The organism is Bradyrhizobium sp. ORS 285 (genome assembly GCF_900176205.1).
In the GTDB taxonomy this organism is placed as follows: domain Bacteria; phylum Pseudomonadota; class Alphaproteobacteria; order Rhizobiales; family Xanthobacteraceae; genus Bradyrhizobium.
This window is the reverse complement of sequence record NZ_LT859959.1, coordinates 671274-694913: the sequence shown is the minus strand read 5'-3', so window position 1 is coordinate 694913 and position 23640 is coordinate 671274. Positions and strand designations below refer to the sequence as shown.

At 66.4% G+C, this 23640-nt stretch carries 22 protein-coding genes and 1 other RNA gene; 7 read left to right on the top strand and 16 right to left on the bottom strand.

The features are described 5' to 3' along the window. The first annotated feature begins 870 nt into the window (after positions 1-870). Both BRAD285_RS03120 and BRAD285_RS03115 read left to right on the top strand, forming a co-directional pair. Entirely contained in the window at positions 871-1677 is an 807-nt protein-coding gene (locus BRAD285_RS03120; protein WP_050886960.1) for an SDR family NAD(P)-dependent oxidoreductase, read from the top strand. A gap of 8 nt (positions 1678-1685) precedes the next feature. Further along, positions 1686-2132 (top strand): hypothetical protein, encoded by a 447-nt coding sequence (locus BRAD285_RS03115; RefSeq protein ID WP_006614484.1) that lies wholly within the window; start codon positions 1686-1688, stop codon positions 2130-2132. Positions 2133-2137: 5 nt separating this feature from the next. On the opposite strand, the gene BRAD285_RS03110 is transcribed toward BRAD285_RS03115, so the two are convergent. The 5 genes from BRAD285_RS03110 to BRAD285_RS03090 form a co-directional block, all read right to left on the bottom strand. Beyond that, entirely contained in the window at positions 2138-2557 is a 420-nt protein-coding gene (locus BRAD285_RS03110) for a VOC family protein (protein WP_006614483.1), read from the bottom strand. Positions 2558-2587: 30 nt separating this feature from the next. Beyond that, entirely contained in the window at positions 2588-2995 is a 408-nt protein-coding gene (locus BRAD285_RS03105) for a DoxX family protein (protein WP_006614482.1), read from the bottom strand. Positions 2996-3091: 96 nt separating this feature from the next. Next, positions 3092-4363, bottom strand: a complete 1272-nt coding sequence (locus BRAD285_RS03100) for an RNA polymerase sigma factor (protein ID WP_006614481.1) — start codon at positions 4361-4363, stop codon at positions 3092-3094. Next, positions 4360-4728: a YciI family protein gene (locus BRAD285_RS03095; protein ID WP_006614480.1), complete on the bottom strand. Its 369-nt coding sequence runs from the start codon at positions 4726-4728 to the stop codon at positions 4360-4362. Before BRAD285_RS03095 ends, BRAD285_RS03100 begins: the two co-directional genes overlap by 4 nt. A 99-nt stretch (positions 4729-4827) precedes the next feature. Further along, on the bottom strand, positions 4828-5172 hold the full coding sequence (locus tag BRAD285_RS03090) for a hypothetical protein (protein WP_035648269.1): 345 nt from the start codon (positions 5170-5172) through the stop codon (positions 4828-4830). A gap of 89 nt (positions 5173-5261) precedes the next feature. Here BRAD285_RS03090 and BRAD285_RS03085 point away from each other — a divergent pair, with 89 nt between their 5' ends. After that, positions 5262-6227: a glyoxylate/hydroxypyruvate reductase A gene (locus BRAD285_RS03085; protein ID WP_006614478.1), complete on the top strand. Its 966-nt coding sequence runs from the start codon at positions 5262-5264 to the stop codon at positions 6225-6227. A gap of 4 nt (positions 6228-6231) precedes the next feature. Here BRAD285_RS03085 and BRAD285_RS03080 read toward each other — a convergent pair whose 3' ends face one another. Beyond that, the gene (locus BRAD285_RS03080; RefSeq protein ID WP_006614477.1) at positions 6232-6903 is read right to left on the bottom strand and encodes a TetR/AcrR family transcriptional regulator; all 672 of its coding nucleotides are present in this window, start codon (positions 6901-6903) and stop codon (positions 6232-6234) included. Between the two features lie 90 nt (positions 6904-6993). Between BRAD285_RS03080 and BRAD285_RS03075 the strand changes: the two genes are divergently transcribed. Together BRAD285_RS03075 and BRAD285_RS03070 are read left to right on the top strand one after the other, a co-directional pair. Beyond that, positions 6994-7638: a glutathione binding-like protein gene (locus BRAD285_RS03075; protein ID WP_006614476.1), complete on the top strand. Its 645-nt coding sequence runs from the start codon at positions 6994-6996 to the stop codon at positions 7636-7638. Between the two features lie 60 nt (positions 7639-7698). Then, positions 7699-12471 carry a DUF3320 domain-containing protein gene (locus BRAD285_RS03070; protein WP_244422349.1) on the top strand — a complete coding sequence of 1591 codons (4773 nt, stop codon included), beginning with the start codon at positions 7699-7701 and terminating at the stop codon, positions 12469-12471. Between the two features lie 3 nt (positions 12472-12474). On the opposite strand, the gene ybgC is transcribed toward BRAD285_RS03070, so the two are convergent. From ybgC to BRAD285_RS03035, 7 genes are all read right to left on the bottom strand, one after another. Next, entirely contained in the window at positions 12475-12924 is a 450-nt protein-coding gene (gene ybgC, locus BRAD285_RS03065; protein WP_006614474.1) for a tol-pal system-associated acyl-CoA thioesterase, read from the bottom strand. Positions 12925-12985: 61 nt separating this feature from the next. After that, positions 12986-13906, bottom strand: a complete 921-nt coding sequence (locus tag BRAD285_RS03060) for a metallophosphoesterase (RefSeq protein WP_035648266.1) — start codon at positions 13904-13906, stop codon at positions 12986-12988. Positions 13907-13989: 83 nt separating this feature from the next. Then, positions 13990-15039: a Holliday junction branch migration DNA helicase RuvB gene (gene ruvB, locus BRAD285_RS03055; RefSeq protein WP_006614472.1), complete on the bottom strand. Its 1050-nt coding sequence runs from the start codon at positions 15037-15039 to the stop codon at positions 13990-13992. Beyond that, on the bottom strand, positions 15036-15455 hold the full coding sequence (locus tag BRAD285_RS03050; RefSeq protein ID WP_006614471.1) for a cytidine deaminase: 420 nt from the start codon (positions 15453-15455) through the stop codon (positions 15036-15038). The genes ruvB and BRAD285_RS03050 overlap by 4 nt, the downstream gene beginning before the upstream one ends. A gap of 46 nt (positions 15456-15501) precedes the next feature. Beyond that, a complete protein-coding gene (gene ruvA / locus BRAD285_RS03045) occupies positions 15502-16119 on the bottom strand; it encodes a Holliday junction branch migration protein RuvA (RefSeq protein ID WP_006614470.1) in 618 nt (205 codons plus the stop codon). After that, positions 16116-16643, bottom strand: a complete 528-nt coding sequence (gene ruvC / locus BRAD285_RS03040; RefSeq protein ID WP_006614469.1) for a crossover junction endodeoxyribonuclease RuvC — start codon at positions 16641-16643, stop codon at positions 16116-16118. The genes ruvA and ruvC overlap by 4 nt, the downstream gene beginning before the upstream one ends. Positions 16644-16717: 74 nt before the next feature. Next, positions 16718-17464 carry a YebC/PmpR family DNA-binding transcriptional regulator gene (locus BRAD285_RS03035; protein ID WP_006614468.1) on the bottom strand — a complete coding sequence of 249 codons (747 nt, stop codon included), beginning with the start codon at positions 17462-17464 and terminating at the stop codon, positions 16718-16720. Positions 17465-17689: 225 nt separating this feature from the next. On the opposite strand from BRAD285_RS03035, the gene BRAD285_RS03030 reads away from it, so the two are divergent. Both BRAD285_RS03030 and BRAD285_RS03025 read left to right on the top strand, forming a co-directional pair. Then, on the top strand, positions 17690-19435 hold the full coding sequence (locus tag BRAD285_RS03030) for a methyl-accepting chemotaxis protein (protein WP_006614467.1): 1746 nt from the start codon (positions 17690-17692) through the stop codon (positions 19433-19435). Positions 19436-19480: 45 nt separating this feature from the next. Then, complete coding sequence (locus tag BRAD285_RS03025; RefSeq protein WP_006614466.1) at positions 19481-20911, top strand: methyl-accepting chemotaxis protein; 1431 nt, start codon at positions 19481-19483, stop codon at positions 20909-20911. Between the two features lie 10 nt (positions 20912-20921). On the opposite strand, the gene BRAD285_RS03020 is transcribed toward BRAD285_RS03025, so the two are convergent. The 3 genes from BRAD285_RS03020 to ssrS form a co-directional block, all read right to left on the bottom strand. Continuing rightward, positions 20922-21746 (bottom strand): TIGR00282 family metallophosphoesterase, encoded by an 825-nt coding sequence (locus BRAD285_RS03020; RefSeq protein ID WP_006614465.1) that lies wholly within the window; start codon positions 21744-21746, stop codon positions 20922-20924. Position 21747: 1 nt separating this feature from the next. Further along, entirely contained in the window at positions 21748-22329 is a 582-nt protein-coding gene (locus BRAD285_RS03015) for a 5-formyltetrahydrofolate cyclo-ligase (protein WP_006614464.1), read from the bottom strand. 141 nt (positions 22330-22470) lie between these two features. Continuing rightward, positions 22471-22632, bottom strand: a non-coding RNA gene (gene ssrS / locus BRAD285_RS03010) — 6S RNA. Between the last annotated feature and the right edge of the window lie 1008 nt (positions 22633-23640).

The following is a 23640-nucleotide window of genomic DNA, read 5'->3' as shown; positions in this document are numbered from 1 at the left end:
CGCACACGACCCGACGGGCAAATCACCCGGGGAGAGATGCTCGCCGCCGACGCGGATTGCGCCCTTGGAAGCTTTGGCGCGCCATCGATCCCGCTGCGCCAGGAAACTTGTTTCGTGAAGACTTTCAAGCCGATCACCCTTGTCCAGTCCTTCCCGTTAACAAATTCTTCTTTCTTTTTTTCAGAATTCATGCTCTCTTAGCCACGTCCTGTTCCCGATCGAGAGGGACGTTTCGCGGTCGTCACGAACGTGGGGAGCGGGATGCGGTGGACGCGTCGATGTTGCAGCGTGGAGCATGATTCGGAACCGGAGAGCGTTGACGCACATTGCGCCACAGCTTTCTGACGAGATCATGCTCAGAAGTAGACACGCAGACGAACAACGCGGCGCGTACGGCGAAATCGTGTGGTCCTGGCATCCCGACGCTGATGTCGTGTCCGATGCGTGTGCGCATTGTGGCCAAAACGGGGGCAAGACAGCCGGTCCCCGGGGAGAGCACGTATAAGCCGTGAGCCCATCGTGCAGGGAAGGCCGGGATGTCCCAGCCGAACCTGTGGTTCCTGCCCCGTGCATCTCTTCCGCACGGGGGCCATGGGGGCGGCGAGCTCCCGGTCTTCCCTGCGCCCTCCGATGGTGAGGGACACAGATACCAGCACGACTCGGGCGCTTCGGCGCTGCGAGAACGCGAACTGATGCCGCAGTTACTACCCTTGGCTGTTTGACAACGCTCGCGAACTTCGCTGCGCTGTCGGCATTCCATAAGTTGGATTTAACGCACACTGACGATTGTGACGGCCTTCACAGCTGCTCTGCGCAGCGCGTGCTAGGACCCACAACGAGCAAGAGCCGGGCCGCCGGCCGAAGGAGGCGATGGCCGTGACGGATTCACCGAGGACGACGCCGAGCGACAAGGTCGCCCTGATCACGGGCGCCGCGCGCGGCATCGGGCTTGCGACTGCCAAACGATTCCTGATCGAGGGCTGGCGCGTCGCCCTGCTCGACATCGAGAGCAAGCTGCTCGACGACGCCACCGTCGCGCTCAAATCGCCAGCGCAAACGCTGGCGTTGCATTGCGACGTGTCGGATGCGGCAATGGTCGCCGATGCGCTGGAGCGCATTGCAAAGACGTTCGGTCGCCTCGATGCATTGGTGAACAATGCCGGCGTCGCACGCTTCGCGCCGATCATGGAGACCAGCGAGACCGACTGGCAGCGCATCCTCGACGTCAATCTCACCGGACCGTTCCTGTGCACCCGCGCGGCCGTGCCGCTGATGCGCGAGCATGGCGGCGCGATCGTCAACATCACGTCGATCTCGGCGGTGCGCGCCTCGACGTTGCGCTCGGCCTACGGCACCAGCAAGGCGGCGCTGGCGCATCTCACCAAGCAGCTTGCCGTCGAGCTCGCCTCCGCCGGCATCCGCGTCAACGCCGTGGCGCCGGGTCCGGTCGAGACGGCGATGGCCAAGGCGGTGCACACGCCGGAGATCCGCGCCGACTATCACGACGCGATTCCGCTCAACCGCTACGGACTTGAAGAGGAGTTGGCGGAAGCCATCTTCTTCCTGAGCTCGGACCGATCCAGCTACATCACGGGCCAGGTGCTCGCCGTTGACGGCGGCTTCGACGCGGCCGGAATTGGACTCCCCACCTTGCGAGGTCAACGCAGGAACGCATGAGGACGAGGATGCCGAGCCGGGTGCGCATCATCCTGACCTTGCTGCTCGCGGTGGTGCTCTGGGGCATCGCGACGATGCTGGCGCGCGCCGATGTCCGCATCATCTCCTCGCCCGGCGGCGAGGTCGGGCCGTTCCTCACCTTGTTCGAGAAGGTGCGCGCCTCCGGCGAGCGCGTCGTGATCGACGGCCCGTGCCTGTCCGCCTGCACATTGGTGCTCAGCGTCGTGCCCGAGGAGCGCATCTGCGTGACGCGGCGCGCCGCGCTCGGCTTCCACGCCGCGCGCTCGGTCGACCGGCGCGGCCGCATCTATGCCGAGCCCGAGGCCTCGAAGCTGGTGCTGCAGACCTATCCCGCGCCGGTGCGCAACTGGATCGAGCGCCGCGGCGGACTGACGTCGCGGCTGCTGCTGCTGCGCGGGCGCGATCTGAAGGCGATGTACCCTTCGTGCCGCTAGCGGCCTCACGCCTCGTAGCCGTCAGCCGGGGAGTTGATCATCCACGGAATGCCGAAGCGGTCGACGCCCATGCCGAACCCTTTCGACCAGAACGTCTTGCCGAACGGCATGGTGATCGCACCGCCCTCGAGCAGTGCATTGAACTTGCGCTCGGCCTCGGCCGGATCCGCGATCTGAAGCGAGACCGAGATGCCGTTCGGCTTGCCGTGGTAGTATTCCGGCGGCGAATCCGAGGCCATCACGACATCGCCCGCGATCGAGAAGCGGACGTGCATGATCCGGTCCTTGTGCTCCGGCGCGCACGGCATCTCCGGCGGCGCCTCGCCATAGCGCATCATCATGTCGACCTTGGCGCCGAGCACCTCGCCATAGAGCTTGAGGGCCTGCTCGCAATCGCCGTTGAAGGTGAGATAGGGACAGATCATGTCATCCTCCGTGGTTGGAAAGGTAATGCGTCAGCGCAGCGGCAGCAGCGCGCGCAGCCGGCGGTCACGCAGCCACAATCCGCCCCACACCATCAGCCCGAGATAGAGTCCGAACAGCACGTGGCTGAACAGCGGACTGCCGATGCGAACATGCGAGGCGATGGCGCCGCCGAGATAGCCGGTGAGCAGGATCGCGCCGAGCAGCGAGGTCGCCGGCAGCGCATAGAGCAATGTGCAGAACAGCGTGATCAGCCCGAGCGCGCGGGCCATGCCGTCGCTGCCGCCATAGCCCATCTGATCCATCGTCTGGGTCACGACATCGAGCGGGACGAGCTTGATCGCGCCGTCGAACAGCAGGAACGCGATCACCAGCCCGCTCATGCGGCCGCCCCACACTTCGGCGCGCGAGACCGGCTGGTCCAAGGTGATCGTCGACATTCCAAGCTCCTCCCGATGATGCTGCTCCAAGGACGCCGGAGGCCTCGCTCCGCCGACACGAAGGCAGACAATTTTCGCTCCTATCTCAGCCCGGGGTCATTGCCCTGCTCTGGCCTGCGCAGTTGCGCCGTCGCGCATCAAGCGGTCGAGCTGCATGCGGATATGGGCCGCCTCGGCCGAGCTGTGCGCCAGCGCGATGGCGCGATCGAACGCCGTCCGCGCCTCGTCATTGCGCCCGAGCTGCATCAACAGCGCGCCGCGCACGCCGAAGAAATAGAAATAGTTCGCAAGGCGCCCTTCGAGCGGCGCGATCAGGTCGAGCGCGGCCTGGGCGCCGCGTACCTTGGAGACCGCGACGGCCCTGTTGAGCGTCACCACCGGCGACGGCTGCACCACTTCGAGCGCGCCATACAACAGGTCGATCTGGGTCCAATCGGTCTCCTCGGGCCTGGCGGCGCGCGCATGCAGCGCCGCGATCGCCGCCTGGATCTGGTACGGGCCGCTGCGCCGATGCCGCATCGCCTTGTCGATCAGCGCCAGGCCCTCGGCGATCAGCGGCTGATTCCACAGCGTGCGGTCCTGATCGTCGAGCAGGATCGGCAAGCCTTCGGCATCGAAGCGCGCCGCGCTGCGGGCGTGCTGGAGCAGCAGCAAGGCCGTCAGCCCCATGATCTCCGGCTCGCCTGGAAACAGCCGCAGCAGGAGCCGCGCCAGCCGGATCGCCTCCTCGGAGAGCGGCTGGCGCAGCGCGGCGGTCTCGCCGCTGGCGGAATAGCCCTCGTTGAAGATCAGATAGATCATCGCGGCGACGGCGAGCAGCCGCTCCGAGCGCTCGACCGCGCCCGGCGTCTCGAACGGCACGTCAGCCTGTGCGACCCGCGCCTTGGCGCGGGTGATGCGCTGCTCCATGGCCGCCTCGCTGACCAGGAAGGCGCGGGCGATCTGCTTGACCGTCAGGCCGGACACGACGCGCAGCGCCAGCGCGATCTGCTGCGTCGCGGGGAGCTCCTTGTGGCAGCAGATGAACAGCAGCCGCAGGATGTCGTCGCGATAATGCGAGCCGTCGAGCCGGTCGGCGATCGCGCTCTCGGCATCGCCGAGATCGGAGATGGCTTCGTCCTCCGGCAGCGGCTGCTCGCGCCGGGTGCGCCTGACATCGTCGATCGCGGCATTGCGGCCGACCATGATCAGCCACGCCGCGGGATCGCGCGGCGGGCCGTTCTGCGGCCAGCTCTTGAGCGCGCGCAGGCAGGCGTTCTGGAACGCCTCCTCCGCGGTGTCGAGGTCGCGAAAGTAGCGCAGCAATGCGCCGACGGCCTGGGGGCGTGCTGATGTCAGGGCCGCATCGATCCAGGCCGCATCGCTCATGCCAGCGCTCCCCCCGGCCTGAAGGTGCCGACGGGACGGATCTCGTAGGAGCCGCCGGGATTGGCCTCGCCGAGCTCGCGCGCGACGTCGAGCGCCTCGTCGAGATTGGCGCAGTCGACGATGTAGAAGCCGAGCAGTTGCTCCTTGGTCTCGGCATAGGGACCATCGAGCACCAGCGGCGGATCCTCCTTGCGCAAGGTCGTCGCAGCCGTCGTCGGCAACAGCCGCGCCACCGGTCCAAGCCGGCCCTGCTTGGTGAGCCGCTCCTGGATCACCGCGAGCTTGGCCATGACGGCAGCGTCCTGGTCCTTGCTCCAGGCGCAGACGACATCCTCATCGTGATAACAAAGCAGCGCATACAGCATCGGCAGGCCTCTCCCTTCATCTTCAAGACGGCGGAGTATGCCCGGAGCCGACAGGCCCGCGAACAATTTTCGCGGGTTCCGCCGATAGGAACGGCACGCCTACCAGGAGATGCCGTATTTGGCGGCGATGTTGCGCGCCCGCGTCTCCTGGGCGCTTTCGCGCGGCTGCTTGGCCCGGCCGGCTTGTCGCTGCAACTGGCCCTGTCCTTGGCCCTGTCCTTGGCCTTGTCCCTGCGCTTGCCCCTGTCCTTGTCCGGCGGCGCTCTGGCCCCCCTGCTGGCCGGCGCTCTGTGCCAGACCCGCGCCACCGGCCTGCGGCTGACCGCCACCCTTGCCGATGGAGATGCCGTTGGCCGACAGGATCGAGCCGACGTCGATGGTCTGGGCCTGGGCCGCGGCGGCGGAAGCGATGACCAGGGCGGTGGCGAGAAGCAGTTTGCGCATGACGATGTCTCCGTGTTGATGCCCGGAGATTGGCCTGTCCGCGCGATCTGGTATGTGGAGCAGATCACGCAAGCTCAGAGGACCCTGCAATGACCAAAGGCGCGCTGGCGCTCCTGATCCATGGCGGCACCGACAATTGGTCGCCGCAGCGCTGGAAGGCGCGCTTCAACGATGTCTGCAGCGATCGTCCGGTCGTGCTGCTGCCGGATGCGGGCCTCGATCCGGCCAGCGTGCACTATGCGGCGGTCTGGAAGCCGGTCCCCGGCGAGCTCGCCGGCTTCCCGAACCTGCGCGTGATCTTCAATCTCGGCGCCGGCGTCGACGCGCTGATGGCCGACAAGACCCTGCCGAGCGTGCCGCTGGTGCGCGTCGCGGTCGACGATCTCACGCAGCGGATGACCGAATGGGTCGTGCTGCACGTGCTGATGCACCATCGCCAGGAGCTGTATCTGCGCGAGTCGCAGCGGGTGAAGCGCTGGGCGCCGAAATATCAATGGCCGGCAGCTGCGATCAATGTCGGCATAGTCGGGCTGGGCACGCTGGGGATCGACGCCGCCGAGGTGCTCAAGCGCATCGGATTCCAGGTCGCCGGCTGGAGCCGCAGCGAGAAGCGCGTCCCAGGCATAGAGACCTTCCACGGCGCGGCGCAACTCGACGCCTTCCTGGCGCGGACCGACATCCTGGTGTCGCTGCTGCCGTTGACGCCCGACACGCGCGGCATCCTCGATCGCAAGATGTTCGCTGGTCTCCGGCGCACGTCGCCGCTCGGCGCACCGATCATGATCAACGCCGGCCGCGGCGGCCTCCAGAACGAGGCTGACATTCTCGCCTGCCTCGACGACGGCACGCTCGGCGCCGTGTCGCTCGATGTGTTCGGCCAGGAGCCGCTGCCGGCCGACAGCCCGTTCTGGACCCATCCGAAGGTGGTGCTCACGCCGCACAATGCCGCCGACACCGACGCCGACGCGATCTCGCGCTATGTGGGCGAGCAGATCGGAACGTTCGAGGCCGGCGGTCCGCTGCGCAACCTGGTCGATCGCACGAGAGGATACTGAGACGCTACTTGCCGCCCAGCATCACGTCGATCGCACCGGCGACGATCGCCTCCAGCTCCTTCCGCGGCACCCGCGCCCGGGCGCGCACCGCGATCGAGTGGATCGTCGCCGACGCCAGTTGCGCCAGGACGACGGGATCGGCGCCATCGGGAAGCTCGCCCTTCTCCTTGGCGCGCCGGAAGCAATGCGCAAACGCCTTGTCGAGCTCCGTCAATGCATTCTGCACCATGGCGCGGATATCTGGATCGGCGACAGCCTCCGAGCCGGCCGTCATCACCGTGAAACAGCCGCGCGGTCCCTCTTCGCCGGACAGATAGATGTCGAGCGCCGAGGCGAAGATCTGCTCGAGCTGCCGCCGCACCGGCCAGTCGTTGCGGAAGATGTCGCCCATCAGGGCACGCGCATTGTCGCGGTAGCGCTGGTAGCTCTTGATATAGAGCTCGCGCTTGTCGCCGAACGCGCCGTAAAGGCTCGGCCGGTTCATGCCCGTGGCCGCGCTCAGGTCGTCAAGCGAGGTTGCCGCGAACCCGGTCGTCCGGAACAGATCGAGCGCCTTGCCGAGCGCGACCTCCGGCTCATAGGCCCGCGGCCGCCCGCGCCGCTTCGGCTCCGCAGCCGCCACGTCTTTTCCAGTTGCAGGATCGCCCTGGGGCGGCCCTTTCTTTTTTTGTACCATTTCGCACTAAATTCCTTGACCTGCACCATATTATGCAAGACAGTATAAAAATCAATCAACGCTCCGCCGGGAGCCCCAGGGAGACGTCCAATGGACCTGTATTTCTCACCACTCGCCTGCTCGCTCGCCACGCGCATCGCGCTCTATGAAGCCGGCGCATCGGCAAATTATCTCGAGGTCGATCCGAAGACGAAGATCGTCCGCAACGACGGCTCGGATTTCCGCACCGTCAACCCGCTCGGCCTCGTCCCGACGCTCCGCACCGACGACGGCGAGTTGCTCACCGAGAACGCAGCGATCCTCCAATATGTCGCCGACCGCTTCCCCGACGCGAAGCTCGGGACCGACCCCGGCATGGACCGCAGCCGGCTGCATCAATGGCTGTGCTTCATCGGCACAGAGCTGCACAAGGGGCTGTTCATCCCGATCCTCGACAGAACCGCCCCCGACGAGATGAAATCTCATGTGCTGAAAAAGAACCTCTCGCGGCTCGACTATCTCGACAATCATCTTGATGACCGCGAGTTTCTGCTCGACCATTTCACCGTCGCCGATGCCTATCTCGTCACCGTGATCAACTGGACGATGGCCACCCCGCCGATCGAGCTCGCCAAATGGCCAGCCGTGAAAGCCTACTACGAGCGTCTGCGCGCGCGCCCCTCCATCGCACGCGCAATCAGCGAGGAGTTCGAGCTCTACAAGGCGGAACTCGCAAGGCACAAGGCAGCTGCCTAGCCGCGATGCTTGACCGCGGTCACGTCGGGTTGCAATCCTCGAGTCGCAGGAGGATTGCAGGTGGCAGGAACATCCGTACGAGACCGATTGCTGGCGGACCGGCGCGCGCTGCTCGATCTGGGCACGCGCAACCGGCTCGTGCACATTCCGCTGAAGACCAAGACCACCCGCACCATCGACATCGTCGGCGCACGCTCCGCAACGCTGTTCGAGCTGCTCGGGGAGGGCAAGCGCTTCACCTTTTCTCCGAGCAAGGTTCAAGCCTCTGCGGAGGAGGAAACCGCATCGGCCCCGGCGCTGCCACTTCCCCCGCCCAACGCACCGGCCGTCGACGGCAAGCAGGCCGACAACGAATCGGAGACGCAAGCCCGCCCAGCCGACACAAGGCTCCAGACCCGCTTATCGTCAGAAGCGTTGCAGAAGCGCCTGCTCGACATCTGGTACGACGCGCGCACGCTGGAAGAGGAACAGGGCGTCAACATCCTCTACCTCGCCTTCGGACTGCTCAAATGGTTCGAGGACGACAAATCGGACACCGAACGCTTCGCGCCGCTCGTCCTGCTGCCGGTGCGTCTCGAGCGCAGCAGCGCAGCCGAGCGCTTCCATCTCGTGTCACGCTCGGAGCCGCCCTCGCCCAATCTCTCGCTCCAGGCCAAGCTCAACGAGGAGTTCGGCCTCAAGATCGAAGATTTTGGCGACGAGGACGACGTCGACATCGCAGCATATCTGGCCGGCATCGCCGAGACTGTCGCGACCAAGAAGAGATGGGAGGTGAAGCCGGACGCGATCGTCCTCGGCTTCTTCTCCTTCTCCAAGTTCCTGATGTATCGCGACCTCGATCCGGAAAACTGGCCTTGCGACGGCGCGCTGGACCGGCATCCGCTGATCACGGCGCTGCTGCAGAATGGTTTCGAAGCAAGCGAGCCGATCGTTCCCGACAACGGCAAGATCGATCCCGTGATCCAGCCGATCGCGATGAATCACGTCGTCGATGCCGATTCATCGCAGGCCGTGGTGATCGAGGAAGTGGTTCGCGGCCGCGACCTCGTCGTGAAGGGACCACCGGGCACCGGCAAGTCGCAGACCATCACCAACATCATCGCCTCTGCTGCGGCCGAGGGGAAGACAGTGCTGTTCGTCGCGGAGAAGATGGCAGCGCTGGACGTCGTGCACCGGCGGCTGAAGGCCGTCGGCCTTGGCTCCCTCGCGCTCGAGCTGCACTCCAACAAGGCGAACAAGCGCGTGCTGCTCGAAGAGCTGAAGCGCAGCAAATCCGCTACCGTGCCGATGCCGCGTGGCGAGGCGACCCTGGTGCAGCGCCTGACCGACAGTCGCAACGCTCTCAATCACCATGCCGACATGATGCACGAGCCGCATCAGCCGAGCGAGCTCACGCCTTTCCGGCTGCTTGGCCACCTCGTCCGCTGCGGCGAAATATCCGCCCACCCGGCGCTGCCATTGCAGGGCGCACCGTCGTGGACACCGCTGGACCTGGAACGACGGCGCGAGCTGATCGCAGAACTTGCCGAGCGGGTTGCCGCCGACGGCCCCCCGCATCACCACCCGTGGCGCGGTGTCGGCCGTGACGCGCTGGATCCTGCCGAGATGGCGGAGCTGCGCAAGCTGCTGGACGACATCTCAAGCCTGCTCGGACGCGTCGTGACGGGCACCTCACGCATCGGCGCACTGCTGGAGGTGCCGCTGCCGTTGACGTTGGCAGATGCTGTGGGCCTGCAGGCGCTAGCCGAAGCCGCCGCGGCGATGCCGGAGAGCGACAAGGCTGCTCTTCGCGATCCGATCTGGAGCCGGCCGCAGGAGGTTGCCGATGTCGTCGACAGAGGAGTCCGCTACGCCAAACTAAAGGCCGCATTCGAGTCGGCATTCGTCGAGTCCGCCTGGGATGCGTCGATGACCGATTGCCGCAAGGTGATCGCCGAAAAGGGCAGCTCCTGGCTTCGCGTGTTAAGCACGAGCTATCGCGCACAGATGCGGCTGCTGGCCTCCTATTTGAAGGTGCCGATGCCGAAATCGCTCGACCAGCGCCTGCTGCTGATCGACGGTCTCATCGCTGCGCAAGCAGCACGCAAATCCTTCGAAGCCGTTGAAAGCGCCGGCAGCGCGGCTTTCGGCACTGCCTGGCAGAAGGAGCAGTCGGACTGGGACGCGCTTGCGAAGCTGACAGCCTGGTGGAACACCTTTCCGAAACCATTCGCAAATGACGAGACACGTCAACGCCTGACGCAGCTGACGCTGTCCGCTGACGACCGGCAGGCGATCGATGAACTCAAGAACGATCTCACCGGCCTTCGGTCCAGCCTTCAGCGTCTGATCGATTTTCTGCAGATGGAGGGGGACCGCATTCCGCTCGACCCCGGCGATCAGCTTCGCGTGGACGAACTATCGCAGACGCTATTCGAGTGGCAGAGTTCGACGGAGCGCCTCACCCGCTGGATCGCTTTCATGGAGCGCGTCCGGCTCGCCCGCGCGGACGGTCTCGCAGCGCTGGCCGACCGCACGCTGGATGGCACGCTGCCGGGCGAGGCGCTGGTACAGACCTTCGACAATTCCTACTACGACGCCATGCGCGGCGTGATCTTCGCCCAGCATCCGCAGCTCAAGCGCTTCGACGGCGAATCGCACGACCGGCTCGTCGACGGCTTCCGCAAGCTCGACCTCGAACGCATGCAGCTCGCCCGCGACCAGATCGCCCATGAGCATGCCGCTGCGCTGCCGCGCAACGCCGGGGGCATCGGCCCGCTCGGCGTTCTCAATGGCGAGCTGGCCAAGAAGCGCAACCACCTTCCCATTCGCCAGCTCCTGGAGCGCGCGGGTCCGGTCATCCAGCAGATCAAGCCCATCTTCCTGATGAGCCCGTTGTCCGTCGCTCAGTTCCTGAAGCCCGGCGGGATGGCGTTCGACCTGCTCGTCGTCGACGAAGCCTCGCAGATCGAGCCGGTCGATGCGTTGGGCGCAGTCGCGCGCTGCCGGCAGATGGTGGTGGTCGGCGACGAGCGGCAGCTGCCGCCGACGCGCTTCTTCGCAAAGCTCACAGGAAACGATGAGGAGGACAGTGACGACGACGATCAGCCGACTTTCCAGGTGAAGGATGCCGAGAGCATTCTCGATCTCTGTCTGGCCAAAGGTCTGTCGCATCGGATGCTGAACTGGCACTACCGCAGCAAGCACCAGTCGCTGATCGCGGTGTCGAACAAGCAGTTCTACGACAATCGTTTGTTCATCGTACCGAGCCCGTATGACGCCGTCGCCGGCATGGGGCTGAAGTTCAACTACAACCCCGATGCGCATTACGAGCGCGGCAGTAGCCGGACCAATCCCAGGGAAGCGCGACTCGTGGCCGAGGCCGTCATGCGTCACGCGCGCGAGACCCCGGAACGGAGCCTGGGCGTCGCGACCTTCTCCGTGGCCCAGCGGCAAGCGATTCAGGACCAGCTCGAAGTCTTGCGGAAGGAGAGCCCCGACACCGAGGAGTTCTTCTCCCGCGGGACCAGCGAGCCGTTTTTCGTCAAGAACCTGGAGAACATCCAGGGCGACGAGCGCGACGTCATCTTCATCTCGATGGGCTACGGCCGGACGAAGGAAGGCTTCGTCTCGATGAGCTTCGGCCCGCTGAATTCGGACGGCGGCGAACGCCGCCTCAATGTGCTGATCTCCCGTGCCAAGCTGCGCTCCGAGGTGTTCTCCTCGATCACAGGCGACGACATCGATCTGTCGCGCGCCAAGGGCCGCGGCATTGCGGCACTGAAGACGTTCCTCACCTTCGCCCAGACCGGACAGCTCGGCGTTGCGCAGGAGACCGGCCGCGATCCCGACTCCGTGTTCGAGGAGCAGGTCGCCGCGAAGCTGCGGGCGCTCGGCCACGATGTGAAGACCCAGATCGGCACCGCCGGATTCTTCGTCGATCTTGCGATCGTCGACCCTGACAAGCCCGGCCGCTTCCTGCTCGGCATCGAATGCGACGGCGCGCAGTATCACGCATCCCGCTCGGCGCGCGATCGCGATCGGCTGAGGCAGAACGTGCTCGAATCCCATGGCTGGGTGCTGCATCGCATCTGGTCGACCGACTGGTTTCTCCGTCCGAACGAGGAGACTGAGAAGGTGCTGCGCGCGATCGAGGCGGCGAAGGCGCATTGGCGGGAGATCGACAAAGGGACTGCTGCAAAGCAGCCCGAGCCCTCAGTCAAAGCCGATGTCGCCGCGCCGGAGCCGACCTACGACCGCCCTCCCGCGGTCCTGGCCCCAAGGCCAACGATGGCGCCCTACGAGGAGGCCAGACTGCGGGTGCGTCGGGAGACCGAGCCGCACGAGACGTCGCTTGCAACGATGACGAAGCATGTCGTCGAGATCGTCGCCGTCGAGGGGCCGGTGCATGAATCGGAAATCATCGTCCGCATCCGATCGGCCTGGGGCCTTGCCCGCGCCGGCAATCGCATCCGCGATGCGGTAAAGGCGGCGCTGAACGCGGCGGTGGCGAAAGAGCAGATCGCTGGAGGCCCGTTCTATGTCGTGCCCGGCCAGACGATCGTCGTGCGCAACCGCGAGGACGTGCAATCGACGACCTTGCGCAAGCCCGAGATGCTGCCGCCGGAGGAGATCAAGGCGGCCATCATGCAGGTCGTCGAGCAGAACTTTGGCGCCGAGGAGGACCAGTTGATCCAGGCGGTCGCCCGCCTGTTTGGCTTTGGAACGACAAGTGCGGCGTTGCGCGAGGCCGTGCAGAGCAGCCTCAAGGATCTTCTGGACGAAGGAAGCCTGCGCCGCGAGGGAATGCTGCTGACGAAGCCGCAGGAGATCTCGCCCACCGCGCCGGCTTGACGGCTAGGCAAGGTCGGCCTTCATCAGGTCGCGCAGCGCCTTCGGGATCGGCTGGGCCTTGCCGCCGCTGATGAAGGCGACGCGGACGTCGGCCTTGACCAGCACGTCCTCGCCGCGCCGGACTTCCTGCGCCAGCGTGATCGAGGCGCCCTTGACCGCGATCGGCCAGGTGACGACGTCGAGCACGTCATCCATGCGGGCCGGCCGCATAAAATCGAGCATCATCGAGCGCACCACGAAGGCGAAGCCCGGGGCCTCGCTGGCGGCTTCCGCGAACAGCGCGTGCTGCTCGGCGCCCATCAGCCGCAGATGATTGGTGCGGCCGCGCTCCATGAAGCGGAGGTAGTTGGCATGGTAGACGATACCTGAGAAGTCGGTGTCCTCGTAATAGACGCGGACCTGCATGTGATGACGGCCATCGCGGATCTCGCCGTCGAGATGCTTTGCGGTCATTGGAAATCCTCGATCGCCGGAAATGGCAATCGTTTCGCGCAAGTGAGCCGCGGGCGCAAGCTTAAGACGTCACCTCCATTTGTTCCCCGGAGATCGTGACCTGCACGATCTCCGGCGGCATGCCGATCCTGACCGGCATGATGCTGCAGCCGAGCCCGCCCGAGACGATCACGTCGCACTGCGTGCGGATATGGCCGTAAGCGAGGTTGACGCCGTTGCGCGTGGGCACCGCAGGCGACCAGCCGAGCACGCGGACCTGGCCGCCATGCGTGTGGCCGGACAACTGCAGCGACACGCGCGCCGGCACGCGAAGCGCGATGTCGGGCTCATGAGCAAGCAGGATCACCGGTGCCCTGTCGGTAACCTTCTGAAGCGTGGCCTTGAGATCATCGACGCCGATCCGCGGCACCGGCCGGAAGCGTCGCGCCGGCATATAGGCGAGCTGATCGCCGAGACCGGCGAGCCAGAAGGCATGGCCGTTCTTGGTGAGTCGTAAGACCTCGTTCTCGTAGACCGGAATCCCGGCGGTCTCGAGCGCCTTTTGGGCGTATGGCGCGCCATGGCCGTCGCGCTGCACGGTCCGGTCGTCCCAGTAGTCGTGATTGCCGAGAATGGCGTGGACGCCAAGCGGCGCCTTGAGGCCGCCGAGCACCGGCGCCCACTCCGCGGCGTCGATGCGCCCGAGATGATGACGGTGACCGGCCACGTAGTCACCGAGCAGGACAATCAGGTCCGGCTTCAGCGCATTGGTTCGCTGCACGATGCCGTCGATATGCATCAGCGACATCCAGGGATCGCAGGCGTGGATGTCCGCGATCGCCGCGATCTTCAGTGTCAGCCCGGCCGGCCAGTTGCGCGGACGGATGTGATAGTCGGTGACGCCGAGGCGGAGCGGCTCGATGCCGACGCCATAGGTGGCGGTGGAAAAACCGGTGGCGGCGAAAGCGCCCGAGAATTTCAGAAAGCGGCGGCGTGACAGCATGGACGAACTCCTCGCACGCAATCCTTTTCCTCGTTCATTGCAACCGATTTCGGGTGCGTCTGTGCAGATTGTCAGCAGATTCGTTAATCATCGTCGTCATTGCCGAACAGGCCGATCTGGGTTTGATCGCGGTTGGCGGGCTCGGCCATGCCGAGATGCTTGAAGGCATGCGAGGTCAGCAGCCGGCCGCGCGGGGTACGCTGCAGATAGCCGCATTGGATCAGATAAGGCTCAATGATGTCCTCGATCGCATCGCGCGGCTCCGACAGCGCCGCCGCCATGGTCTCGACGCCGACCGGGCCGCCGCCGTAGTTCAGCGCAATGGTCGAGAGATAGCGCCGGTCCATCGCGTCGAGTCCGGCTGCATCCACCTCCAGCGCGCTCAGCGCGTGATCCGCGATGGCTCGGTCGATCGCGCTGGCGTCGGCAGCGGAGGCAAAGTCGCGCACACGGCGCAGCAGCCGACCGGCGATGCGCGGCGTGCCGCGAGCGCGGCGGGCGATCTCGTTGGCGCCATCGGGGGTCATGCCAATCCCGAGCACGCGGGCACCGCGGGTGACAATGCCTTCGAGCTCCTCGACAGTATAGAAGTTCAGCCGGATCGGAATGCCGAACCGGTCACGCAGCGGATTGGTCAGCAGGCCCGCGCGCGTCGTCGCGCCCACCAGGGTGAACTTCGACAGATCGATCTTGACCGAGCGCGCGGCGGGGCCCTCGCCGATGATGAGGTCGAGCTGGAAATCCTCCATCGCGGGATAGAGCACCTCCTCGACCGCGGGGCTCAGGCGATGGATCTCGTCGATGAACAGCACGTCGCGCTCTTCGAGATTAGTCAGCAGCGCCGCGAGATCGCCGGCCTTGGCAATCACAGGACCCGACGTCGCGCGGAAACCCACGCCGAGCTCGCGCGCGACGATCTGCGCCAGCGTCGTCTTGCCGAGACCCGGAGGACCGACGAACAGCACATGATCGAGCGCCTCGCCGCGCTTGCGCGCCGCCTCGATGAAGATCGACAGATTGGCGCGCGCCTGCTGCTGGCCGACGAACTCCGACAGCTGCTGCGGACGCAGCGCGGTGTCGCCGACATCGTCGGAGCGCCGCTCCGGGCTCACCATGCGCGCAGGCGGCTTCATTCGTTGCCGCGCCGGTACTTGTTCGGTAGCAACTCGCCGATGGTCACGACGTCAGGCCCCTTGCCGTTCGACGGCACGATGACGCGCGCCTTCGCGTCGTAGTCATGGATCAGCTCGCGGCAGGTACCGCAGGGCGACACCACTGAGACCTCACCCGGCTCACCGGGCTTCGGATGGCGCACCGCCACGATGGTCTCGATACCATGGTCGCCGTGCTCGGTGATGGCGCGGCCGATGGCGATGGCCTCCGCGCAGACGGCGTTGCGGCCGAGATAGGCGTCGATGTTGACGCCGGTGATGATGCGGCCGTCGCGGGTGCGCATGGCCGCGCCGACCTCCTGCCAATCGTTGCGGTAGCGGTTCTTCACCGCCAAAGTCGCCGCCTCGATCAGCTCCTTGTCCTTCTTGCTCACCATGGGGAAGATCGTTGTCCTTCTGCGCGTCCGTCACAGCGGCGCGCGGCTATTTCGCCAGCTCCTTGAGGCCGAGGCGGATGAGTTGCGCGGTCTCGGCCTTGTCGCCGGCCGTGCGCGAGGCAGCGGCGATGGCCGCGGCCGCCTGCGGCTGGCCATAGCCGAGATTGATGAGCGCGGAGATCGCATCCGCGATCGGCTGCGGCGCGCGCGATTCCTCGATCGCACCGGACAACCGCACCACGCCGGGATCGACATCGGCAAAGGCCGGCGCCTTGTCCTTCAGCTCGGTCACGATACGCTCGGCGACCTTCGGGCCGACGCCCGGGGTACGCGCCACCGCGGCCTTGTCGCGTAGCGCGATCGCGTTGGCGAGATCGGCCGGCGGCAAGGTGCCGAGCACGGCAAGAGCGACCTTGGCGCCGACGCCCTGCACGGTCTGCAAAAGACGAAACCATTCCCGTTCGACATCCGAGCGAAAACCGAACAGCTTGATCTGGTCCTCGCGCACATAGGTCTCGATCGACAATGTGGCGGCTTCACCCGGTGACGGCAAGGCCTGCAACGTCCGCGCCGAGCAGTGCACCTGGTAACCGACGCCGCCGACATCGAGGATCACGAAATCCTCGGTATAGGAATCGATCAGGCCCTTGAGCTTGCCGATCATAGGCCGGCCACCTTCATGCGCAGCGCCTGGCCCTGGCGGTGATGCGCGTGGGTGATCGCGATCGCCAGTGCGTCGGCCGCATCGGCCGACGGCGGCTCGGCCTTCGGCAGCAGGATCTTGAGCATCACCGCGATCTGCCCCTTGTCGGCATGCCCTGCCCCGACGACGGTCTTCTTGACCTGGTTGGGGGCGTATTCGGCCACCGAAATTCCGAACATTGCGGGGGCCAGCATGGCGATGCCGCGGGCCTGGCCGAGCTTCAAGGTGGCGACGCCATCCTTGTTGACGAAGGTCTGTTCGACCGCGGCCTCCAGCGGCTGGAAGTCAGCCAGCACCTTCGCCAGTCCCTCATGGATCGCGAGCAGGCGGCTGGCCAGCGGCAGGTCGTCGGGCGGCTCGACCGAGCCGCAGCCGACATAGATCAGCCGGTTGCCCTCGCTTTCGATCACGCCCCAGCCGGTGCGGCGGAGGCCGGGATCGATCCCGATGATGCGGATTGCTGCGCGAATCGGCTGGGCTTTCATGGGTTAGAGATAGCCTCGCGCCGCCCCGGAGGAAACATAAACGGAACGGCCGGAGCTTCGTGGTTAACCGTCCGTCAACCGCCCATCTTGGCCATCAGCGCGTCGGAAATCTCGAAATTGGCGTAGACGTTCTGGACGTCGTCGTGCTCGTTGAGCAGATCCATCAGCTTCACCAGCTTCTCGCCGGTCTCGTCGTCGACGGCCACCGTGTTCTGCGGCTTCCAGGTCAGCGCCGCCTTGCGCGGCTCGCCGAACTTGGCTTCGAGGTTCTTGGCGACCTCGTGAAAGCTGTCCGGCGAGGCATAGACCTCGTGGCCGCCCTCGCCCGAAATGACGTCGTCGGCGCCGGCCTCGATCGCGGCGTCCAGCACCGCGTCGTCGGAGGCGACGCTGCTGTCGAATTCGATGATGCCGACGCGGTCGAACATGAACGAGACCGAGCCGGTTTCGCCCAGGTTGCCGCCGGACTTGGTGAAGTAGGAGCGGATGTCGGAGGCGGCGCGGTTGCGGTTGTCGGTCAGCGCCTCGACGATCACGGCGACACCGCCCGGGCCGTAGCCCTCGTAGCGGATTTCGGCGTAGTTCTCGCCCTCGCCGCCGAGCGCCTTCTTGATGGCGCGCTCGATATTGTCCTTCGGCATGTTCTCGGCGCGGGCGGCGACCACGGCGGCGCGCAGGCGCGGGTTCATCGCCGGATCCGGCGTACCGAGCTTGGCCGCGACGGTGATTTCGCGCGCCAGCTTGCCGAACAGCTTGGACTTCATCGCATCCTGCCGGCCCTTGCGATGCATGATGTTCTTGAATTGGGAATGGCCGGCCATGCGAGGTCTCTTGCAATCGTCTGGAGGTCAGTTGCGGGAAGCGCGGCCTTATAGGCCGGGAATCGTCAAAATCAAAGATTTGGGGTGGTTTCAAGGGGGGCGAGCGGTATTCGGGGCCGCCGCACCGCCTGCCCTCATAAGCCAAATGTTAACCATGGCTTCACTGTCAAGTGCAAGGATACCGGCCTTCTGCACCTTCTCACGCGCGACCAGGGGTCCACCCCAATGGCGTTTGGTTTCCTTGCAAGACGGGCCCCCACGCCCGCGCCGGTGGTCGAGCCGCAGCCGGTCGCTGCGCCCGAGCCGTCGGCGACGCCCGATGATTCGGCCAAGGCCATTCTCGATCTCCTGGAACTCGAACTCGGCGGCATGATCCGCCAGCTGGAGCGGGCCGCCAATGCGGTCGCCAGCGGCGCCGAGGCGACGGCGGGGACGCTGACCGATATCCGCCAGCGCGCCGACGCGCTGAGCGGGCGCAGCAGCGCAGCCCAAGGCACGGCCGCGACCTTCGCCCAGGCGGCCGAGAAGGTGACCCAATCCGCCCATGGCATCCGCGCCCAGGTCCAGGACGCCGGCCAGCTCGCCGACCAGGCCAGCGCCGCCGCCCAGGAAGCGCGTGAGAACGTCGACCGGCTGCGCGACTCGTCGGCGGCGATCGGCAACGTCGTCAATCTGATCTCCCAGATCGCGCGCCAGACCACGCTGCTCGCGCTGAACTCGACCATCGAGGCGGCCCGCGCGGGAGAAGCCGGCCGCGGCTTCGCCGTGGTTGCGACGGAGGTGAAGGCGCTGGCGGTGCAGACGCAGAACGCGACCGAGGAGATCACCCGCAAGATCGAGGCGCTGCAGAAGGACGCCGCCGGCTCCGCCGACGCCGTGCATCGCATCGCCCAGGCGATCGAGGCCATCCGGCCGGTGTTCACCAACGTCAATGGCGCGGTCGCCGAGCAGAACCAGACCACCGGCGAGATGTCTGATAATGCGGCGCAGGCCTCGCAATTCATCTCCTCCGTGGTCGACAGCGCCGCCGATATCGGCAGCGCCACCCAGCAGGCCGAGAGCTATGGCGAGCGCGTCACCAGCGCTGGCCGCGCGGTGACGATGTATGCCCAGAAGCTGAAGGCGCGCTGCGCCGTGCTGCTGCGCCAGGGCGATCGCACCGCGCGCAGCGGCAGCGAGCGCCTGCCCTGTCATCTCAAGCTCGAGTTCAAATCGGGCGCGCGCGCAATCACCGCGCCGGTCTACGAGATCTCCAACGACGGCATCCTCATCACCGGTCCCGACGCCAGCCGCCTCGCCACCAACGAGCGCCTCGACGCCGTGCTCGAGGATGTCGGCCCCTGCCGGCTTGTTATCACCGAGCAGGTCAAGGCCGGCGCCCAGGCGCGGTTCGATGCGCCGAGCGCGGAGCTGCGCGAGAAGATCGAGGACAAGCTCTGGGCGCTGCACGAGGAGAACAACGAGTTCGTCACCCGGGCCATGGAGGCCGGCACCGAGCTGAACCGGATGTTCGAGAGCGCGGTTGCCCGCGGCGAGATCACGCTCGAGGACATGTTCGACGCCAGCTATGTCGAGATCGCCGGCACCGATCCGCAGCAGCATCGCAGCCGGATTCTCGATTGGGCCGAGCGTGCGCTGCCGTCGTTTCAGGAGGCGTTCCTGGCCAGGGATCAGCGGATGGCGTTCTGCGTCGCGATCGATCGCAACGGCTATCTGCCAGTGCACAACAAAATCTACTCGCATCCGCAGCGGCCGGGCGATGTCGCCTTCAACACCGCCAACTGCCGCAACCGCCGCATCTTCAACGATCCGGCGGGGTTGGCGGCGGGCCGCAACCAGCGGCCCTATCTGATCCAGAGCTACGCGCGCGACATGGGCAACGGCAACACCGTCATGATGCGCGAGATCGACGTGCCGATCCGCGTCCGCGGCCGGCATTGGGGCGGCTTCCGCACCGCCTACAAATTGTGAGCCGAGCGGTGACCTGCTGAAGTCTACGATCACGGGAGCCTGGACATGTCCGTCGCGCAACGCGCCATTCTGGAAAATCACGATGCGCGCACCGGCGCCGAACGGCTGATGGACGAGATCGCCGACCGCATCGGCGGTCTCGGCGTCGAACTGGCCGACGTCGCCGGCAACGTCCAGGAGGTCGCCAACCGCGTCAGCTACCAGTCGCAACGCTTCGGCCACCTGCAGGCCACCGCCAAGACGATGGTCGCGGCCAATCACGACATCGCCACCGCCTCGCAGGCGGTGCAATCGGCGACGACCGCCGCCGTCGGCGACATCGCGCAGTCGCGCAACGTGGTCGAGACGGCGGTGCGGCACATCTCCGAGCTGGTCGATTCGGTGGAGCGAATCGAGCAGCGGCTCGGCTCGGTCGGCGATGCCCTGTCGCAGGTTGCCAAGGTCTCGGTCGCGATCGAGGCGATCGCCAAGCAGACCAATCTGCTCGCGCTCAACGCCACCATCGAGGCGGCCCGCGCCGGCTCGGCCGGCCGCGGCTTTGCGGTGGTCGCGAGCGAGGTGAAGTCGCTGGCCGAGGCGACACGGCAGGCGACGCAGCAGATCGGCGATACCCTGCGCGGGCTGGATTCGCAGGTGAAGAGCCTGCTCGGAGAGAGCGGCCAGGCGTCCTCGCGGGCCAAGACGGCGGGCGAAGGCGCCCAGCAGATCGGCGGCATCATCGTCCGCGTCCAGGACGGCTTCACCAGCGTCGGCCAGGAGATCGACGGCGTGGCGAAGGCCGCGACCTCCAACCTCGCGCATTGCGACGCGGTCATCACCGAGCTCGCCGAGCTTGCCAAGGGCGTCGACCAGTCGTCGATCGAGCTGAAGCAGGCCGACAGCCGCATCGCCAAGCTGCTCGACCACTCCGAGGCGCTGATCGGACTGATCGCCGAGAGCGGCGTCGAGACCGCCGATGCGCCGCTGATCCGCACCGTGGTCGAGACCGCACGGCAGATCTCGGCCGTGTTCGAGGCCGCGGTCGACCGCGGCGAGATCTCGCTCGCCGATTTGATGGACGAGAACTACCGCGAGATTCCCGGCACCAACCCCAAGCAATATCTTACCCGCTACGTCGAGTTCACCGACCGCGTGCTGCCCGCGATCCAGGACCCGATCCAGGGCAGCGACCCGCGCATCGTGTTCTGCGTCGCCTGGGCGCGCGGCGGCTATCTGCCGACGCACAATCCGAACTACCGCAAGCCGCAGGGGCCCGACCCGGTCTGGAACAACGCCAACTGTCGCAACCGCCGGCTGTTCGAGGACCGCGCGGTGAAGAAGGTCGCCGCCGCCGGCAACAAGCCGTTCCTGCTGCAGACCTACCGCCGCTACATGGGCGGCGGCCAGTTCGTGCTGATGAAGGACCTGTCGGCGCCGATTGTCATCAAGGGCCGGCATTGGGGCGCGTTCCGCATGGGCTTCCGCATCAAGGCCTGACGCGTTCGTCTCACGCTCCCCAGAATGTCGGCTTGGCCTGGGACAGCCGGCCGCCGATGCGCACCGGCGCGATCCGCTCGGCGAGCCCGGTCGCGTCGTCGGTCTCGACCGCGACGCCGCTCAAGGTCGCCTCGCCCATCGCCGGCTCGAAGCGCGCCGAGGGAATCCCCGACTGGAAGCGGCGCAGCGGCTCGTCCTTCTGCATGCCGATGATCGAGTCGTAGTCGCCGGTCATGCCGGCATCGGTCATGTAGGCCGTGCCGCCGGGCAGTATCTGGTGGTCGGCCGTGGGCACATGGGTGTGGGTGCCGACGACGAGGCTGACGCGGCCGTCGCAGAAATGGCCAAAACCCTGCTTCTCGCTGGAGGCCTCGCAATGCACATCGACCACGATGGCGTCGGCCGCCTCGCGCAGCGGGCAGGCGCCGATCTCGCGCGCGATGGCCGCGAACGGATCGTCGAACGGCGTCATGAACACGCGTCCGAGCACGTTGACGACCAGCGCGCGGGCGCCGGTCTTGGTTTCGACCAGCGCGGCGCCACGGCCGGGCGTGCCCGGCGGATAGTTCGCGGGCCGCACCAGCCGCGGCGCGCGCTCGATGAACACCAGCGCCTCGCGCTGATCCCAGGAATGGTTGCCGAGCGTCACCGCATCGGCGCCGGCATCGACCAGCTCCTGGTAGATCGCTTCGGTGATGCCGAACCCGCCGGCCGCGTTCTCGCCATTGACGATGACGAGATCGAGCCGCCAGTCGCGGATCAGGCCGGGAAGATGGTCTGTGACGGCGCTGCGGCCGGCACGGCCGACGACGTCGCCGACGAAGAGAATGCGCAACTCAATGGCTCCGGAAATCCAAGATCTCGCCTTCGGTTAGCACATAATCCAGCGCCGCGTCGTGGGCCAAGGCCGGGACCTCCTCGGTTTCCTGAACCGCAAAGCCGAGGCCGACGCCGATGACGTGGTGCGATTTGCGCAGGTGCGAGAAGGTGTAGTCGTAGTAGCCGCCGCCATAGCCGATGCGATGGCCGGTGCGATCGAAGGCGGCGAGCGGCACCAGCATGACGTCGGGCACCAGCTCGGCCGCCACCGGCGACGGCTCGGGAATCCCCAGCGCGCCGAGCGTCAGCCGGTCGCCGGGCGCATAGGCGCGAAACGACAGCGAATGGCCACGCGCCAGCACGACCGGCAGCGCCAATCGTGCGCCCTGCCCGGCCAGCGCGTGCAGCAGCGGCATCGGATCGAGCTCGTTGCGGATCGGCGCATAGCCGGAGACCACCGCGCCCGGCTTCAGAGGAAATGGCAGGCCGCGCGCGGCGATGGCCTGCGCGGCTGCGCTCCTGGCATTCTCGCTGAGCGCGTCGCGGGCAGCGAGCGCGGCCGTGCGCAATTGTTGCTTGGTGTGCTGAGCGGCCTTCATCGGCATGCGAGGCTACCTCCGCTGGCGGCCCGCGGGACGCGGGGCCTCGAACGTTGCAGGAACGCGGCAGGCGAGCAACCGGACGTCAACAGGGGAAGACTTGAATAGCGACGCGCTTGGGTAGGGTGAGACAGAGAGAAGAGCGAAGCCGCAATCGCCGTTGAAACGCTCGATCCCGGAGTTCCCTACGAAAGTAGGTGGGCACCATATGTCCAGGTCCACGGACCTGGCCAGGGACAGTTCCCTTAAGGATCGATAAGGCCCCGGGGATATGTTGGTTCCGGACGCGCGTCGCAGCCTCGCCAAGGCAATGTAACTATGGCCGGACGATTTTGCCAGCGGGCGCGCGGCCATTGGACGGAATTGCGGAGCGATCGCGCTCTGCGGCCGTCCTTCGAGACGCACGCCTGCGGCGTGCTCCTCAGGACGAGGTCTGCCCCCTGGAGAATTCAATCCCCTCGGATGGGCCCGCCACCCACGCCCAATGTGCCGCTCCGATCGCCACAGCCCATCCTCTCCATGAACAGGCCTCTTGGCGTGTTCATGGTCGATGTGCAGTGCCCCCGGGTCTTGACCCTCCCCATGAACACCTCTCTCGGTGTGCTCATGGTCCAGTGTGCAGTGCCGCCCCGGCTTTGACCCTCATGGTGAGGAGCGCCGACTTCGGCGCGTCTCGAACCATGAGGCCCCTGCTGGCGCGCCCATCGTCGGACTTGGCACGGGTCCCATTTGGGCTTGCCGGAATTCTCCGGCGGCGGGGGCCATCCACTTTCAGACATGGCTTCGCATCCTCGCGGCGCGCACGGCGTCCGAGTTGGTCATCGAGATCGCCCTCGTCAACAGAGGGCGCAGGGAAGGCCGGGCGTCGGCTGACGCCCATGGCCCGCCTGCGAGAAAAAATGCAGGCGGCAGGTACCACAGGTGCAGCCGGGACAGCCCGGCCCTCCCTGCGCGACGGTTTGAACGGCTGCTTCGCGATCTCCCTGGTGCGCCGGGCTTGTTGGCCACCATGTCGCGCAACGCGCTCACGCGCGTTGCGCGGGTAACACCAGCTTCGGGGTGTCAGGACCACGCGACTTGACCGGTCGTGTCTCGCCGTTCGTCCGCGCAAATCGCTTCACGCTGCGTCGACACACGCCCATCGCATCCCACTGCCAACGTCTCGTGACGGTCGCGACACGCCCCTCATGCGGCAGCAGGACGAGCGGAAGCATCGGCCTGATTTGCCCGACACGACAAGCGATGCCGCCTGCGACATCGTAACGCGACGGGCAGTTTGCGCATGCGCGACATGCGCGGATTGCCCGTCGT